The sequence below is a fragment of the Vibrio sp. V39_P1S14PM300 genome, from assembly GCF_009904765.1.
In the GTDB taxonomy this organism is placed as follows: domain Bacteria; phylum Pseudomonadota; class Gammaproteobacteria; order Enterobacterales; family Vibrionaceae; genus Vibrio; species Vibrio proteolyticus.
Genome location: NZ_WXWP01000025.1, coordinates 15,373 through 31,514, shown reverse-complemented (window position 1 = coordinate 31,514; position 16,142 = coordinate 15,373). Strand labels below are relative to the sequence as shown.

The window sequence follows — 16,142 nt, the reverse complement described above, 5'->3', positions numbered from 1 at the left end:
GCACTAGATGCTATGGCTGAAAAGTCTGGTAAAGACCACTTAGCTATTTTTGAAGAAGCTCTTGAAAACGTTCGCCCAGCGGTTGAGGTTAAATCTCGCCGTGTTGGTGGTTCAACTTACCAAGTACCTGTAGAAGTACGTCCGGTTCGCCGTAACGCACTTGCTATGCGTTGGTTGGTTGAAGCTGCGCGTAAGCGTGGTGAAAAATCTATGGCTCAACGCCTGGCAGCTGAAATGCTGGATGCGTCTGAGAACAAAGGTACTGCTGTTAAGAAACGTGAAGACGTTCACCGTATGGCAGAAGCGAACAAAGCATTCGCTCATTACCGCTGGTAATACCTTCTGTGCTGCGAGGTTCTCTCGCAGCACATTTCTTTACTCTAAGGTGTACCTTAGTAAGAGGATACAATCGTGGCTCGTAAAACTCCTATTGAGCGCTACCGTAACATCGGTATCTGTGCTCACGTAGATGCAGGTAAAACAACCACAACTGAGCGTATTCTGTTCTACACTGGCCTTTCTCACAAAATCGGCGAAGTTCACGATGGTGCAGCGACCATGGACTGGATGGAGCAGGAGCAGGAGCGTGGTATCACTATCACCTCAGCTGCGACTACGACCTTCTGGCGTGGTATGGAAGCACAATTCCAAGATCATCGCATCAACATCATTGATACCCCAGGACACGTTGACTTTACGATCGAAGTAGAGCGCTCTCTTCGTGTACTTGACGGTGCAGTGGTCGTATTCTGTGGCTCATCTGGTGTTGAACCTCAGTCTGAAACTGTTTGGCGTCAAGCTGACAAGTACCACGTTCCTCGTATGGTGTTTGTCAACAAGATGGACCGTGCAGGCGCAGACTTTCTACGCGTTGTGGACCAAATTAAACATCGTCTTGGTGCGAACCCGGTTCCAATCCAATTGAACATTGGTGCGGAAGACGAGTTCAAAGGTGTCATCGACCTTATCAAGATGAAAGCAATCAACTGGAATGAAGCCGATCAAGGCATGTCGTTCACGTACGAAGACATTCCAGCGGATATGCAAGAACTCGCAGAAGAGTGGCGCAACCACATGGTTGAAGCGGCCGCGGAAGCAAGTGAAGAGCTGATGGACAAGTACCTGGAAGAAGGTGAATTGTCTGAAGCGGAAATCAAGCAGGCACTGCGTACCCGTACACTGAACAACGAAATCGTGCTGGCCACTTGTGGTAGTGCGTTCAAGAACAAAGGTGTACAGGCCGTACTGGATGCTGTGATCGAATTCTTGCCATCGCCAGTCGACGTGCCGTCTATCAAAGGCATTGACGAAGATGAGAACGAAGTTGAGCGTCACGCTGACGACAACGAACCGTTCTCTGCATTGGCCTTTAAGATCGCCACTGACCCGTTCGTGGGCACGCTGACCTTTATGCGCGTTTACTCCGGTGTGGTGAACTCCGGTGATTCTGTTTACAACTCAGTCAAACAGAAGAAAGAACGTTTCGGTCGTATCGTACAGATGCACTCGAACAAGCGTGAAGAGATCAAAGAAGTTCGCGCAGGCGACATTGCTGCGGCAATTGGCCTGAAAGACGTGACAACAGGGGATACGCTGTGTGACACCAACCACAAAGTGGTGCTGGAACGCATGGAGTTCCCTGAACCGGTAATCCAGATCGCGGTAGAGCCTCGCTCTAAAGCTGATCAGGAGAAGATGGGTATCGCGCTGGGTAAACTGGCGGCAGAGGATCCTTCTTTCCGCGTGGAAACCGACGATGAAACTGGCCAGACTCTGATTTCTGGTATGGGTGAGCTTCACCTCGACATCATCGTGGATCGTATGAAGCGCGAATTCAGCGTCGACTGTAACGTAGGTAAACCTCAGGTTGCTTACCGTGAAACCATTCGTGGTAGCACGGAAGTGGAAGGCAAGTTTGTTCGTCAGTCTGGCGGTCGTGGTCAATACGGTCACGTTTGGCTGAAACTGGAACCGGCTGAACCTGGTGAAGGGTTTGTCTTTGTTGACCAAATCGTGGGTGGTGTGATTCCGAAGGAATACATCAGTTCAGTATCGAAAGGTGTTGAAGAACAGATGAACAGCGGTGTGTTGGCGGGCTATCCGGTACTGGATGTCAAGGCAACCCTGTTTGACGGTTCTTACCACGATGTTGACTCCAGCGAAATGGCGTTTAAGATTGCCGGCTCGATGGCCTTCAAGAAAGGTGCACTGCAAGCGCAGCCAGCTCTTCTTGAACCAATGATGAAAGTTGAAGTAACCACTCCGGAAGACTGGATGGGTGATGTGGTGGGTGACCTGAACCGTCGTCGCGGCATTATCGAAGGTATGGATGAAGGCCCTGCTGGCCTGAAGATCATCCGTGCTCAGGTTCCGCTTTCCGAAATGTTCGGTTACGCAACTGACCTACGTTCTGCAACTCAGGGCCGTGCGTCCTACTCGATGGAATTCTTCGAGTACGCTGAGGTACCTAAGAACTTTGCAGAAGCGATTATCGCGGAACGTGGTTACTAATAGGGCGGAACAGGCTGAACTTTTTCCGAGATCAGGCCGCCCAAATATTGCGCTGGCGAACGTTGGCGCATAAAATAGCAATTTCTGGCGCGCCGTGATCAATAAAGATCGCGGCGAATCATAACTAGGAAGGAACACGATCGTGTCTAAAGAAAAATTTGAACGTACGAAACCGCACGTAAACGTTGGTACTATCGGCCACGTTGACCACGGTAAAACAACTCTAACTGCAGCTATCTGTACTACTCTTGCTAAAGTTTACGGCGGTGTAGCTAAAGACTTCGCATCTATCGATAACGCTCCAGAAGAGCGTGAGCGCGGTATCACTATCGCTACTTCTCACGTAGAGTACGACACTCCAACTCGCCACTACGCACACGTTGACTGTCCAGGACACGCGGACTACGTTAAAAACATGATCACTGGTGCTGCTCAGATGGACGGTGGTATCCTGGTAGTAGCTGCAACTGATGGCCCAATGCCACAGACTCGTGAGCACATCCTACTAGGCCGTCAGGTTGGTATCCCATACATCATCGTATTCATGAACAAATGTGACATGGTTGACGATGAAGAGCTTCTAGAGCTAGTAGAAATGGAAGTTCGTGAACTTCTTTCTGAGTACGATTTCCCAGGTGATGACCTACCAGTTATCCAAGGTTCTGCACTAGGCGCGCTGAATGGCGAAGAGCAGTGGGAAGCGAAAATCGTTGAACTGGCAGAAGCACTGGACACTTACATCCCAGAGCCAGAGCGTGCAGTAGACATGCCGTTCCTGATGCCAATCGAAGACGTATTCTCAATCCAGGGTCGTGGTACAGTAGTAACTGGCCGTATCGAGCGTGGTATCCTAAACGTAGGTGACGAAGTTGCTATCGTAGGTATCAAAGACACTACGACTACTACTTGTACTGGTGTTGAAATGTTCCGTAAACTGCTTGACGAAGGTCGTGCAGGTGAGAACGTTGGTGCACTTCTGCGTGGTACTAAGCGTGACGAAGTTGAACGTGGTCAAGTACTAGCTAAGCCTGGTTCAATTACTCCACACACTAAGTTCGAATCAGAAGTCTACGTACTGTCTAAAGATGAAGGTGGTCGTCACACTCCATTCTTCAAAGGCTACCGTCCACAGTTCTACTTCCGTACAACTGACGTAACTGGTAACATCGAGCTACCAGAAGGCGTAGAAATGGTAATGCCAGGCGACAACATCAAGATGACTGTTGAGCTGATCGCACCAATCGCGATGGACGAAGGTCTACGTTTCGCGATCCGTGAAGGCGGCCGTACAGTAGGTGCTGGTGTTGTTGCGAAAATCTTTGAATAAGATTTGACGAAACACTGGTAAAAAGGGCATCATTTGATGCCCTTTTTATGCGCTGAATGAAGTGTTTGCTGGTTTCTTATTCATGCAAATGCGCAGTCAGGATTTTATTAGGTTGAGAGTTTGCACTCGACTGATAAAAAGAGCACATCACGGGGTTTCCCTTGGTGTTATGGATTTGCCCTGCAACAGCGGGGTTGTTGTCGTCTATATTAAGACTTAGACAGGTTGGTTTTATGAAAGCAAATAATGCTGAAACTCCTGATAGCTCGAACGCAGCAGACACATTTAAGTGGATCGTCGCTTTTGTTCTGCTAGCTGCCGCTGTTGTGGGAAACGCGCTTTTGGGTGGAAGTGGTCCACAGTCAAGCTTTACTGTGTATGAACTGCATGTGGTTGCGCGAGCAGCCGGCGCGGTAGTTTTGGTTGTTGCAGCACTGGGTGTGCTGGCGACGACCGTGAAAGGTAAAGCTGCGATCGCATTCGCTCGCGATGCACGTATGGAAGTTCGTAAAGTGGTTTGGCCTACTCGTCAGGAAACCATGCAAACAACTTTTATCGTTTTAGCTGTAAGTATTGTAATGGCTCTGGTGCTATGGGGCATTGACGGCATTATGGTCCGTCTGGTTGCCTTTGCGACTGGGGTATAGAGGGTTTTAATTCATGAGTGAAGCTCCAAAAAAACGCTGGTATGTGGTTCAGGCCTTCTCTGGTTTTGAAGGTCGAGTAGCACAGTCTCTGCGCGAGCATATCAAAATGCACGGCATGGAAGAGCTGTTTGGTGAAGTTCTGGTTCCTACTGAAGAAGTAGTAGAAATGCGTTCAGGCCAACGCCGTAAGAGTGAGCGTAAGTTCTTCCCTGGCTACGTTCTGGTTCAGATGATCATGAACGATGAATCATGGCACTTAGTACGCAGCGTGCCGCGTGTCATGGGCTTCATTGGTGGTACCTCTGACCGTCCGGCTCCGATCACAGACAAAGAAGCCGATGCGATTCTGAATCGTCTGGAGAAAGCCAGCGAAGCACCACGTCCTAAGACTATGTTTGAAGCCGGTGAAGTGGTTCGCGTTAACGAAGGTCCGTTTGCTGACTTTAACGGTACGGTTGAAGAAGTGGATTATGAGAAGAGCCGCCTGAAAGTGTCTGTGTCGATCTTTGGTCGTGCAACACCGGTTGAGCTCGAATTTGGTCAAGTCGAAAAACTTGATTAAAAAAACACCTTTTTAAGGCTTGTTTAAGGCGCGAAATATGACTATAATTTCGCGCCTTTTTGCTTCTATTGAAGCGAAAAGTTTTGTACATCAACGGGGAGCTGATCAGTCGATTAGCGTTTGAACCCAAGAATTAGGTATTATCATGGCTAAGAAAGTTGAAGCTTATATCAAGCTGCAAGTTGCTGCTGGTATGGCAAACCCAAGTCCACCAGTTGGTCCTGCACTAGGTCAGCACGGTGTTAACATCATGGAATTCTGTAAAGCGTTCAACGCAAAAACAGAATCTCTGGAGAAAGGCCTGCCTACTCCTGTCGTTATCACTGTTTACAACGACCGTTCTTTCACGTTCATCACTAAGACTCCACCTGCGGCTGTTCTGCTGAAGAAAGCGGCTGGCGTTAAGTCTGGTTCAGGTCGTCCAAACACTGAAAAAGTGGGTACTGTAACTGACGCTCAAATCCAGGAAATCGCAGAAACTAAAGCTGCAGACATGACTGGTGCTGACATCGAAGCGATGAAGCGTTCTATCGCGGGTACTGCTCGTTCAATGGGCCTAGTGGTAGAGGGTTAATATCATGGCAAAACTAACTAAGCGCATGCGCGTAATCCGCGAAAAAGTTGACGTAACTAAAGAATACGAAATCAACGAAGCTGTTGCTCTTCTGAAAGAACTGGCAACTGCTAAATTCGTAGAGTCTGTTGACGTTGCTGTTAACCTAGGTATCGACGCTCGTAAATCTGACCAAAACGTTCGCGGTGCAACTGTACTGCCACACGGTACTGGTCGTGATATCCGCGTTGCTGTATTCACTCAAGGTGCTAACGCTGAAGCTGCGAAAGAAGCTGGTGCGGACCTAGTGGGTATGGAAGACCTGGCTGAGCAAGTTAAGAAAGGCGAAATGAACTTCGACGTTGTTGTTGCTTCTCCAGATGCAATGCGCGTTGTAGGTCAACTAGGTACTATCCTGGGTCCTCGTGGTCTGATGCCAAACCCGAAAGTTGGTACTGTAACTCCTAACGTTGCTGAAGCGGTTAAGAACGCGAAAGCAGGTCAGGTTCGTTACCGTAACGACAAGAACGGTATCGTTCACACGACCATTGGTAAAGTTTCTTTCGAAGCTGACCAATTGAAAGAGAACCTGGAAGCACTTCTAGTGGCTCTTAAGAAAGCTAAGCCTTCTTCAGCGAAAGGTACTTTCCTGAAGAAAGTCAGCATCTCTACCACTATGGGTGCAGGTGTTGCAGTGGAACAGGGTAGCCTGAACACTCAAGCTTAAATGATTTGATTAGGCGTGAAATTGATGTATAATTTCGCGCCTAATTATTGTGGTTGGGGCTGAATTTTGGTTCTTTGAACTGTCTTTGGTTCGAAATGAATTAAGACTCAGTCTCCGTCCAAGACCGTAGGCGTTTGAATTCTTTCAGACTTAATTGTCCTACGTAGATGGTGCCCAAACCCGACAGAAAGCTCTATGTAAATAGTTACCTTTCTTCTGGGAATGCACCTAATTAACTCTCACTGTTGTGATAATAGTGAGTGGTGTAATAACAACCAGGAGTAAATCCAAGATGGCTTTAAACCTTCAAGACAAAAAAGCAATTGTTGCTGAAGTCAACGAAGCAGCCAGTGGTGCACTTTCTGCAGTTGTAGCTGATTCTCGTGGCGTTGAAGTTGGTGCAATGACCGCTCTACGTAAACAAGCTCGCGAAGCGGGTGTTTACATGCGTGTTGTTCGTAACACTCTTGCACGCCGTGCTGTTCAGGGTACTGACTACGAGTGTCTGACTGACACTTTCACTGGTCCTACTCTGATTGCATTCTCAAATGAGCACCCAGGTGCTGCAGCGCGTCTTTTCAAAGATTTCGCTAAAGAGAATGCTGAGTTCGAGATCAAAGCTGCTGCATTTGAAGGCGCAGTTACTGATGCTGAAATTCTAGCGACACTACCAACTTACGACGAAGCGATTGCACGCCTGATGATGTGCATGAAAGAAGCTTCTGCTGGCAAGCTGGCACGTACTATCGCTGCTATCCGCGATCAAAAAGAAGAAGCTGCGGCGTAAGCCTTGCTTTTTACTGGTTGCTTAATAAACTTATTGTTGACTTAAAAGAGAATTGTTATGTCTATTACTAACGAGCAAATCCTAGACGCAATTGCAGAAATGTCTGTAATGCAAGTTGTTGAACTGATCGAAGCTATGGAAGAGAAATTCGGTGTTACTGCTGCTGCTGCTGTTGTAGCTGGTGGCGCTGCTGGCGGCGAAGCTGCTGCTGAGCAAACTGAATTCGACGTAATCCTAGAATCTGCTGGCGGTAACAAAGTTGCTGTAATCAAAGCAGTTCGTGGCGCAACTGGTCTAGGCCTGAAAGAAGCTAAAGCTCTAGTAGACGGCGCTCCAGCACCTCTGAAAGAAGGCGTTGAGAAAGACGAAGCTGAAGCTCTGAAAGCTCAGCTAGAAGAAGCTGGTGCAACTGTTGTTGTTAAGTAATTATTACTTAGCTTCTTAGCCGTATGGCTAATGGCTGGTGGTTTTTTAACCACCGGCCTTTTTGCGCTGTAGGGCATAGGTGAATTTTCCCGCTGTTTAAGCACCTATCTCCGAGCAAAAAACATTTCATGCTCTCTTAATGGAATGTCACTACAGTTTAAACAGTTGTTTAGTCACTGTCTCATTATTAGTGGAGACAGTTTGGGTCACTTATCAGCGAGCTGAGGAACCCCATGGTTTACTCTTATACCGAGAAAAAGCGCATCCGTAAGGACTTTGGTACTCGTCCACAAGTGTTGGACATTCCATACCTGCTATCGATCCAGCTCGATTCGTTCGAGAAGTTCATCGAACAGGATCCTGAAGGGCAATACGGTCTTGAGGCTGCTTTCCGTTCTGTATTCCCGATTCAGAGCTACAACGGCAATTCCGAGCTGCAATACGTTAGCTACCGTCTTGGTGAGCCAGTTTTTGACGTTAAAGAATGTCAAATCCGCGGCGTAACATACTCAAAGCCACTGCGCGTGAAACTGCGCCTGGTGATCTTTGATAAAGACGCGCCAGCAGGTACTGTAAAAGACATTAAAGAACAAGAAGTCTACATGGGTGAAATTCCACTCATGACTGAGAATGGTACCTTCGTAATCAATGGTACCGAGAGGGTTATCGTATCCCAGCTGCACAGAAGCCCAGGTGTGTTCTTCGACAGCGATAAGGGTAAGACCCACTCATCAGGTAAAGTTCTTTATAACGCACGTATTATTCCTTACCGCGGTTCATGGCTCGACTTTGAGTTTGACCCTAAGGACAACCTGTACGTACGTATCGACCGTCGTCGTAAACTGCCTGCTTCTATCATTCTTCGCGCACTAGGCAAGACGTCAGAAGAGATCCTGGATATCTTCTTCGAGAAGATCAATTTTGAAGTGAAAGATGAAACGCTTCACATGGAATTGGTCCCTGAGCGTCTGCGTGGTGAAACCGCAACCTTCGACATCGAAGCGAATGGTACTGTTTACGTAGAAAAAGGTCGTCGTGTAACGGCTCGTCATATCCGCCAACTAGAAAAAGATGGCGTTGATCACATCGAAGTACCGGTTGAGTACATCGTAGGTAAAGTTGCATCGAAAGATTACATCAACGAAGCAACTGGCGAGATCATCGTTGCAGCGAACCAAGAGATCTCTCTTGAAGCGCTGGCGAACCTGTCTCAGGCTGGTCACAAGAAACTGGAAGTTCTGTTTACGAACGACCTGGATCACGGCCCATTCATGTCAGAAACCCTGCGTATCGACAACACGGTTGATCGTATTTCTGCACTGGTAGAAATCTACCGCATGATGCGCCCTGGTGAGCCGCCAACGAAAGAAGCAGCAGAAGCCCTGTTTGAAAGCCTGTTCTTCTCTGAAGAGCGTTACGATCTGTCGACTGTTGGCCGTATGAAGTTCAACAGCTCAATCGGTCGTGAAGACGCGCAAGAGCAAGGCACACTTGACGAAACTGACATCGTTGAAGTGATGAAGAAGCTGATCGCGATCCGTAACGGTATCGGTGAGGTCGACGATATCGACCACCTGGGTAACCGTCGTATCCGTAGCGTTGGCGAAATGGCTGAGAACCAATTCCGTGTTGGTCTGGTACGTGTAGAACGTGCTGTGAAAGAACGCCTAAGCCTTGGTGATCTTGATGCCATCATGCCTCAAGATCTCATCAACGCGAAGCCTATCTCTGCTGCGGTTAAAGAATTCTTCGGCTCTTCTCAGCTGTCTCAGTTTATGGACCAGAACAACCCGTTGTCGGAAGTGACGCACAAACGTCGTATTTCTGCCTTGGGTCCTGGCGGTCTGACTCGTGAACGTGCGGGCTTCGAAGTTCGAGACGTCCACGTAACTCACTATGGTCGCCTGTGTCCTATCGAAACACCTGAAGGTCCGAACATCGGTCTGATCAACTCGCTGTCAGCGTTTGCTCGTTGTAACGAGTACGGTTTCCTGGAAACGCCTTACCGTCGTGTTGTTGATGGTGTGGTGACGGATGACGTGGATTACCTGTCTGCGATTCAGGAAGGTCAATACGTTATCGCTCAGGCGAACACGGTACTGACTGAAGAAGGTACGTTTGCCGAAGAACTGATCACTGCTCGTCAGAAAGGTGAATCTGGTCTGCACCCACGCGAACACGTTGACTATATGGACGTTGCGACCAACCAGGTTGTATCGATCGCGGCCTCGTTGATTCCATTCCTGGAACACGATGATGCGAACCGTGCCTTGATGGGCGCGAACATGCAACGTCAGGCGGTCCCAACACTGCGCGCAGACAAGCCGCTGGTCGGTACCGGTATCGAACGTAACATCGCGGTCGACTCCGGTGTAACTGCTGTGGCAAAACGTGGCGGTATTATTCAGTCAGTTGACGCTTCTCGCATCGTTGTGAAAGTGAATGATGAAGAACTGGTTCCGGGTGAAGCAGGCATCGACATCTACAACCTGACCAAGTACACCCGTTCAAACCAGAACACCTGTATCAACCAGCGTCCATGTGTGATGCCGGGTGAACCAGTACAGCGCGGTGACGTGCTGGCAGACGGTCCGTCGACTGACCTGGGTGAACTGGCTCTGGGTCAGAACATGCGCATCGCGTTCATGCCTTGGAACGGTTACAACTTCGAGGACTCGATCCTGGTTTCTGAGCGTGTTGTTCAGGAAGACCGTTTCACCACGATCCACATTCAAGAGCTGTCTTGTGTGGCGCGTGACACCAAGCTGGGTGCAGAAGAAATCACGGCTGATATTCCAAACGTAGGTGAGTCTGCTCTGTCTAAACTGGACGAGTCAGGCATCGTTTACATTGGTGCAGAAGTGAAAGGTGGCGACATTCTGGTCGGTAAAGTAACGCCGAAAGGTGAAACTCAGCTGACGCCAGAAGAGAAACTGCTGCGTGCAATCTTCGGTGAAAAAGCGTCTGACGTGAAAGACACTTCACTGCGTGTACCAAACTCAGTATCTGGTACCATCATCGACGTTCAAGTCTTTACCCGTGATGGTGTAGAGAAAGACAAGCGTGCGCTTGAAATTGAACAGATGCAGCTGAAAGAAGCGAAGAAAGACCTGACAGAAGAATTCCAGATCCTGGAAGGCGGTCTTCTGAACCGTGTGAAAGCGGTCCTGATCGAAGGCGGTCACGCTGAAGCGAAACTGGACTCAGTCGATCGTAAGAAGTGGCTGGAAATGACGCTGGAAGACGACGCACTGCAAACTCAGCTGGAACAGCTGGCTGAGCAGTACGACGAGCTGAAAGCGGAATTCGATAAGAAGTTCGAAACCAAGCGCCGTAAGATCACTCAAGGTGATGACCTGGCTCCTGGCGTACTGAAGATCGTGAAAGTTTACCTGGCAGTGAAACGTCGCATTCAGCCTGGTGATAAGATGGCGGGTCGTCACGGTAACAAGGGTGTAATCTCGAAGATCAACCCTGTTGAAGACATGCCTTACGATGAGAAAGGCCAACCGGTCGACATCGTGCTTAACCCACTGGGTGTACCTTCGCGTATGAACATCGGTCAGATCCTGGAAGTTCACTTAGGTCTGGCAGCGAAAGGTATCGGTGACAAGATCAACCAGATGGTGAAACAGCAACAAGAGCTGGCGAAATTCCGTGAGTTCCTGCAAGAGGTTTACTCTCTGGGTGACACTCGTCAGCGTGTTGACGTTGCATCACTGACCGATCAGGAAGTACTGACTCTGGTTGAAAACCTGCGTGGTGGTCTACCAGTTGCAACGCCAGTCTTTGACGGTGCAACCGAGCCAGAAATTAAGAGCCTGCTGAAACTGGCCGATCTGCCAGAATCAGGTCAGCTGACTCTGTTTGATGGTCGTACTGGTGACGCCTTCGAGCGTCCGGTAACCGTTGGTTACATGTACATGCTGAAACTGAACCACCTTGTTGATGACAAGATGCACGCACGTTCAACCGGCTCTTACAGCCTGGTAACGCAGCAGCCGCTTGGTGGTAAAGCTCAGTTCGGTGGTCAGCGTTTCGGTGAGATGGAAGTATGGGCACTGGAAGCATACGGTGCAGCTTACACCCTACAAGAAATGCTAACCGTTAAGTCGGATGACGTTAACGGACGTACCAAGATGTACAAAAACATCGTGGACGGTAACCACAGCATGGAACCTGGTATGCCAGAATCGTTCAACGTATTGTTGAAAGAGATTCGCTCGCTGGGTATCAACATCGAACTAGAAGACGAAGAGTAATCCACTGCCTTTCAATAGAAAGCGGATTATCTGGTAGAAAGCAGCCTGCGCTGGCAGGCTGCTTTTAACTCCTTACAGGAGCTGATTGTGAAAGACTTATTAAACTTTCTAAAAGCACAGCATAAGACTGAAGAATTTGATGCAATCAAAATCGGTCTGTCTTCACCGGACATGATTCGTTCATGGTCTTTCGGTGAAGTTAAAAAACCTGAAACGATCAACTATCGTACGTTCAAGCCTGAGCGCGATGGTCTGTTCTGTGCGCGTATCTTTGGCCCGGTAAAAGACTACGAATGTCTTTGTGGTAAATATAAGCGCCTGAAACACCGTGGTGTTATCTGTGAGAAGTGTGGCGTAGAAGTGACCCAAACTAAAGTTCGTCGTGACCGTATGGGCCACATCGAACTGGCGTCACCAGTTGCTCACATCTGGTTCCTAAAATCACTGCCATCTCGTATCGGTCTGCTGATGGATATCCCTCTGCGTGATATCGAACGTGTTCTGTACTTCGAAATGTACGTAGTTACTGAACCGGGCATGACCGATCTGGAAAAAGGTCAGATGCTGACAGAAGAAGAGTATCTGGACCGTCTGGAAGAGTGGGGTGATGAATTCACCGCTAAGATGGGTGCGGAAGCCATTAAGGACCTGTTGGGTTCAATGGATATGCATGCAGAAGCGGAACAAATGCGCGAAGAGCTGGAATCGACCAACTCTGAAACTAAGCGTAAGAAAATCACTAAGCGTCTGAAGCTGGTTGAAGCGTTCATCGCATCAGGGAACAACCCTGAATGGATGATCCTGACTGTACTGCCAGTTCTGCCGCCGGATCTGCGTCCTCTGGTACCTCTAGATGGTGGCCGTTTTGCGACGTCTGATCTGAACGATCTATACCGTCGTGTGATCAACCGTAACAACCGTTTGAAGCGTCTGCTAGAGCTGGCTGCTCCGGACATCATCGTACGTAACGAAAAACGTATGCTGCAAGAGTCTGTTGATGCGCTGCTGGATAACGGTCGTCGTGGTCGTGCGATCACAGGTTCAAACAAGCGTCCTCTGAAATCTCTTGCTGATATGATCAAGGGTAAACAAGGTCGTTTCCGTCAGAACCTGCTAGGTAAACGTGTAGACTACTCAGGCCGTTCTGTAATCACCGTTGGTCCTTACCTGCGTCTGCACCAGTGTGGTCTTCCGAAGAAGATGGCACTAGAGCTGTTCAAACCATTCATCTACAGCAAGCTGGAAACACGTGGCCTGGCTACAACGATCAAAGCTGCGAAGAAAATGGTAGAGCGCGAAGAAGCAGTGGTATGGGATATTCTGGATGAAGTTATCCGTGAACACCCAGTGCTGCTGAACCGTGCACCAACTCTGCACCGTCTGGGTATTCAGGCATTTGAACCGGTTCTTATCGAAGGTAAAGCGATTCAGCTTCACCCACTGGTTTGTGCGGCGTACAACGCGGACTTCGATGGTGACCAGATGGCGGTACACGTACCTCTGACTCTGGAAGCTCAGCTTGAAGCGCGTACCCTGATGATGTCGACCAACAACATTCTGTCGCCAGCGTCAGGTGATCCGATCATCGTTCCTTCTCAGGACGTGGTATTGGGTCTGTACTACATGACCCGTGAAAAGATCAACGTGAAAGGCGAAGGTATGTACCTGGCCAGCTCTGCAGAAGCAGAGAAGGCGTACCGTACCAAGTCAGCAGAACTGCATGCTCGCGTTAAAGTACGTATCACTGAAACTGTGGTTGATGAAGACGGTCACAGCACGACAGAAACCAAGATGGTGGACACCACTATCGGTCGTGCAATGCTATGGCAAATCGTACCGAAAGGTCTGCCTTACAGCATCGTGAACCAGAAGCTGGGTAAGAAGCAAATCTCGAACCTGCTGAACGAGGCTTACCGTAAGCTGGGTCTGAAAGACACCGTTATCTTTGCTGACCAAATCATGTACACCGGTTTTGCGTACGCTGCACTGTCAGGTGTGTCGGTTGGTATCGACGATATGGTTGTACCACCAGCGAAATACACTGAAATCACAGAAGCTGAAGAAGAAGTTCGCGAAATCCAGGAACAGTACCAGTCTGGTCTGGTTACTGCAGGTGAGCGCTACAACAAAGTGATCGATATCTGGGCTTCGACCAATGACCGCGTTGCGAAAGCGATGATGGAAAACCTGTCGTCTGAAACCGTACTGAACCGTGACGGTGAAGAAGAGCAACAAGAGTCGTTCAACAGCATCTACATGATGGCCGACTCGGGCGCTCGTGGTTCTGCCGCGCAGATTCGTCAGCTTGCTGGTATGCGTGGTCTGATGGCACGTCCGGATGGTTCAATCATCGAAACGCCGATCACCGCAAACTTTAAAGAAGGCCTGAACGTACTTCAGTACTTTATCTCAACCCACGGTGCTCGTAAGGGTCTGGCGGATACCGCACTGAAGACAGCGAACTCGGGTTACCTGACTCGTCGTCTGGTTGACGTAGCACAAGACGTCGTGGTTACTGAACACGACTGTGGTACGGTTGAAGGTGTCGACATGATGCCTCACATCGAAGGTGGTGACGTTAAAGTTGCTCTGACTGAGCTGGCGCTGGGTCGTGTCGTTGCAGAAGACGTGCTGAAGCCGGGTACCGAAGAAGTTCTTATCCCGCGTAACACCCTGATCGATGAGAAGTGGTGTCAGATCATGGACGAAAACTCGGTTGATAGCATGAAAGTGCGTTCAGTCGTAACGTGTGATTCTGACTTCGGTTGTTGTGCTCAGTGTTACGGTCGTGACCTGGCTCGCGGTCACTTGGTTAACCAAGGTGAAGCCGTGGGTGTTATCGCCGCTCAATCTATCGGTGAACCGGGTACACAGCTGACGATGCGTACGTTCCACATCGGTGGTGCAGCATCAACAGCGGCAGCGGAAAACAGCATCCAAGCGAAGAACAATGGTTCTGTGAAGCTGAACAACGCGAAATTTGTTATCAACAAAGATGGCAAACTGGTGATCACGTCTCGTGCTTCTGAGATGACCATCATCGATGAGTTCGGTCGTACCAAAGAGAAACACAAACTGCCATATGGCTCGCTGTTGAGCAAAGGTGACAACGACGCAGTTGAAGCTGGTGAAACAGTGGCTAACTGGGAAGCGCACACCATGCCAATCATCACTGAAGTGGCGGGTCGTGTTCAGTTCGTGGACATGATCGATGGCGTGACGGTTTCTCGTCAGACGGATGACCTGACTGGTCTGTCGTCAAGCGAAGTGACGGAGCCGGCTGCTCGTCCTGCAGCAGGTAAAGACATGCGTCCAGCGGTCAAACTTGTGGATGAGAATGGCAACGACGTAATGATCGCGGGCACTGATATGCCAGCGCATTACTTCCTGCCAGGTAAAGCGATCGTCAACATCGAAGATGGCGCGGAAGTTGGTGTGGGTGATACCCTAGCCCGTATTCCTCAGAAATCTGGTGGTAACAAAGACATCACCGGTGGTCTACCACGCGTTGCTGACCTGTTCGAAGCCCGTAAGCCGAAAGAGCCTGCGATTCTGGCGGAACACACAGGTACAGTCAGCTTCGGTAAAGAGACTAAAGGTAAACGTCGTCTGGTGATCACTCGCGATAGCGGTGAGGCCTACGAAGAGATGATTCCTAAGCATCGTCAGCTGAACGTGTTCGAAGGCGAACGGGTTGAGCGTGGTGACGTGATCGCTGATGGTCCAGAGACACCGCATGACATCCTGCGTCTGCGTGGTATCCATGCTGTGACTCAATACATCGCCAACGAAGTTCAAGAAGTTTACCGTCTGCAAGGCGTTAAGATTAACGATAAGCACATCGAAACGATCGTTCGTCAGATGCTGCGTAAGTGTACTATCACGCATGCGGGTGACTCTGAGTTCTTGCCGGGTGAACAGGTTGAATACTCACAAGTTAAGATTGCTAACCGTGATCTGGAAGCAGAAGGCAAAGAGCCTGCACGTTTCGAGCGTGAACTTCTGGGTATCACTAAAGCGTCGCTAGCGACTGAGTCATTCATCTCTGCGGCATCGTTCCAGGAAACGACTCGCGTACTGACAGAAGCTGCGGTATCGGGTAAGCGTGATGACCTGCGTGGTCTGAAAGAGAACGTTATCGTGGGTCGTCTGATCCCTGCGGGTACCGGTTTTGCGTACCATCAGGATCGTCAGGCGAAGCGTGCGGAAGCTCAGGATGGTCCGTCTGCTGAACAAGCGACTGATAACCTGGCGGCGTTGCTAAACGCTGGCTTCTCAGCCGACGAGTAATCGCTCAGCGAGACAATGAAAAAAGGCACCTTAGGGTGCCTTTTTTGTGT

General features: G+C 49.4%; 11 protein-coding genes. All 11 read left to right on the top strand.

Features of this window, described 5'->3' with window-relative positions:
- Positions 1 to 336, top strand: a 336-nt coding sequence (gene rpsG / locus CAG65_RS01435) for a 30S ribosomal protein S7 (RefSeq protein WP_161451661.1), incomplete at its 5' end; no start/stop codon positions are given.
- A gap of 75 nt (positions 337 to 411) precedes the next feature.
- Positions 412 to 2,511: an elongation factor G gene (gene fusA, locus CAG65_RS01430; RefSeq protein WP_021707401.1), complete on the top strand. Its 2,100-nt coding sequence runs from the start codon at positions 412 to 414 to the stop codon at positions 2,509 to 2,511.
- 142 nt (positions 2,512 to 2,653) lie between these two features.
- The gene (tuf, locus tag CAG65_RS01425; protein ID WP_161451659.1) at positions 2,654 to 3,838 is read left to right on the top strand and encodes an elongation factor Tu; all 1,185 of its coding nucleotides are present in this window, start codon (positions 2,654 to 2,656) and stop codon (positions 3,836 to 3,838) included.
- Between the two features lie 233 nt (positions 3,839 to 4,071).
- The gene (secE, locus tag CAG65_RS01420; RefSeq protein ID WP_021707363.1) at positions 4,072 to 4,485 is read left to right on the top strand and encodes a preprotein translocase subunit SecE; all 414 of its coding nucleotides are present in this window, start codon (positions 4,072 to 4,074) and stop codon (positions 4,483 to 4,485) included.
- 13 nt (positions 4,486 to 4,498) lie between these two features.
- Positions 4,499 to 5,047: a transcription termination/antitermination protein NusG gene (gene nusG / locus CAG65_RS01415; RefSeq protein WP_021707364.1), complete on the top strand. Its 549-nt coding sequence runs from the start codon at positions 4,499 to 4,501 to the stop codon at positions 5,045 to 5,047.
- Positions 5,048 to 5,192: 145 nt separating this feature from the next.
- Complete coding sequence (gene rplK / locus CAG65_RS01410) at positions 5,193 to 5,621, top strand: 50S ribosomal protein L11 (protein ID WP_004415883.1); 429 nt, start codon at positions 5,193 to 5,195, stop codon at positions 5,619 to 5,621.
- A 4-nt stretch (positions 5,622 to 5,625) separates the two neighbouring features.
- Positions 5,626 to 6,327, top strand: a complete 702-nt coding sequence (gene rplA / locus CAG65_RS01405) for a 50S ribosomal protein L1 (RefSeq protein ID WP_021707365.1) — start codon at positions 5,626 to 5,628, stop codon at positions 6,325 to 6,327.
- Positions 6,328 to 6,619: 292 nt separating this feature from the next.
- The gene (gene rplJ / locus CAG65_RS01400) at positions 6,620 to 7,114 is read left to right on the top strand and encodes a 50S ribosomal protein L10 (RefSeq protein WP_021707366.1); all 495 of its coding nucleotides are present in this window, start codon (positions 6,620 to 6,622) and stop codon (positions 7,112 to 7,114) included.
- A 57-nt stretch (positions 7,115 to 7,171) separates the two neighbouring features.
- Positions 7,172 to 7,540 (top strand): 50S ribosomal protein L7/L12, encoded by a 369-nt coding sequence (gene rplL, locus CAG65_RS01395; RefSeq protein ID WP_021707367.1) that lies wholly within the window; start codon positions 7,172 to 7,174, stop codon positions 7,538 to 7,540.
- A gap of 233 nt (positions 7,541 to 7,773) precedes the next feature.
- Positions 7,774 to 11,802, top strand: coding sequence for a DNA-directed RNA polymerase subunit beta (gene rpoB, locus CAG65_RS01390; RefSeq protein WP_021707368.1), 4,029 nt, complete (start codon positions 7,774 to 7,776; stop codon positions 11,800 to 11,802).
- A gap of 87 nt (positions 11,803 to 11,889) precedes the next feature.
- A complete protein-coding gene (gene rpoC / locus CAG65_RS01385) occupies positions 11,890 to 16,092 on the top strand; it encodes a DNA-directed RNA polymerase subunit beta' (protein WP_021707369.1) in 4,203 nt (1,400 codons plus the stop codon).
- The last annotated feature ends 50 nt before the right edge of the window (positions 16,093 to 16,142 follow it).

What these genes read in the sequence shown, in the direction of transcription:
- nusG (WP_021707364.1), top strand. Translation starts at nt 4,499, where the DNA reads ATGAGTGAAGCTCCAAAAAAACGCTGGTATGTGGTTCAGGCCTTCTCT.
- rplK (WP_004415883.1), top strand. Translation starts at nt 5,193, where the DNA reads ATGGCTAAGAAAGTTGAAGCTTATATCAAGCTGCAAGTTGCTGCTGGT.
- rplL (WP_021707367.1), top strand. Translation starts at nt 7,172, where the DNA reads ATGTCTATTACTAACGAGCAAATCCTAGACGCAATTGCAGAAATGTCT.
- secE (WP_021707363.1), top strand. Translation starts at nt 4,072, where the DNA reads ATGAAAGCAAATAATGCTGAAACTCCTGATAGCTCGAACGCAGCAGAC.
- rpoB (WP_021707368.1), top strand. Translation starts at nt 7,774, where the DNA reads ATGGTTTACTCTTATACCGAGAAAAAGCGCATCCGTAAGGACTTTGGT.
- rplA (WP_021707365.1), top strand. Translation starts at nt 5,626, where the DNA reads ATGGCAAAACTAACTAAGCGCATGCGCGTAATCCGCGAAAAAGTTGAC.
- rplJ (WP_021707366.1), top strand. Translation starts at nt 6,620, where the DNA reads ATGGCTTTAAACCTTCAAGACAAAAAAGCAATTGTTGCTGAAGTCAAC.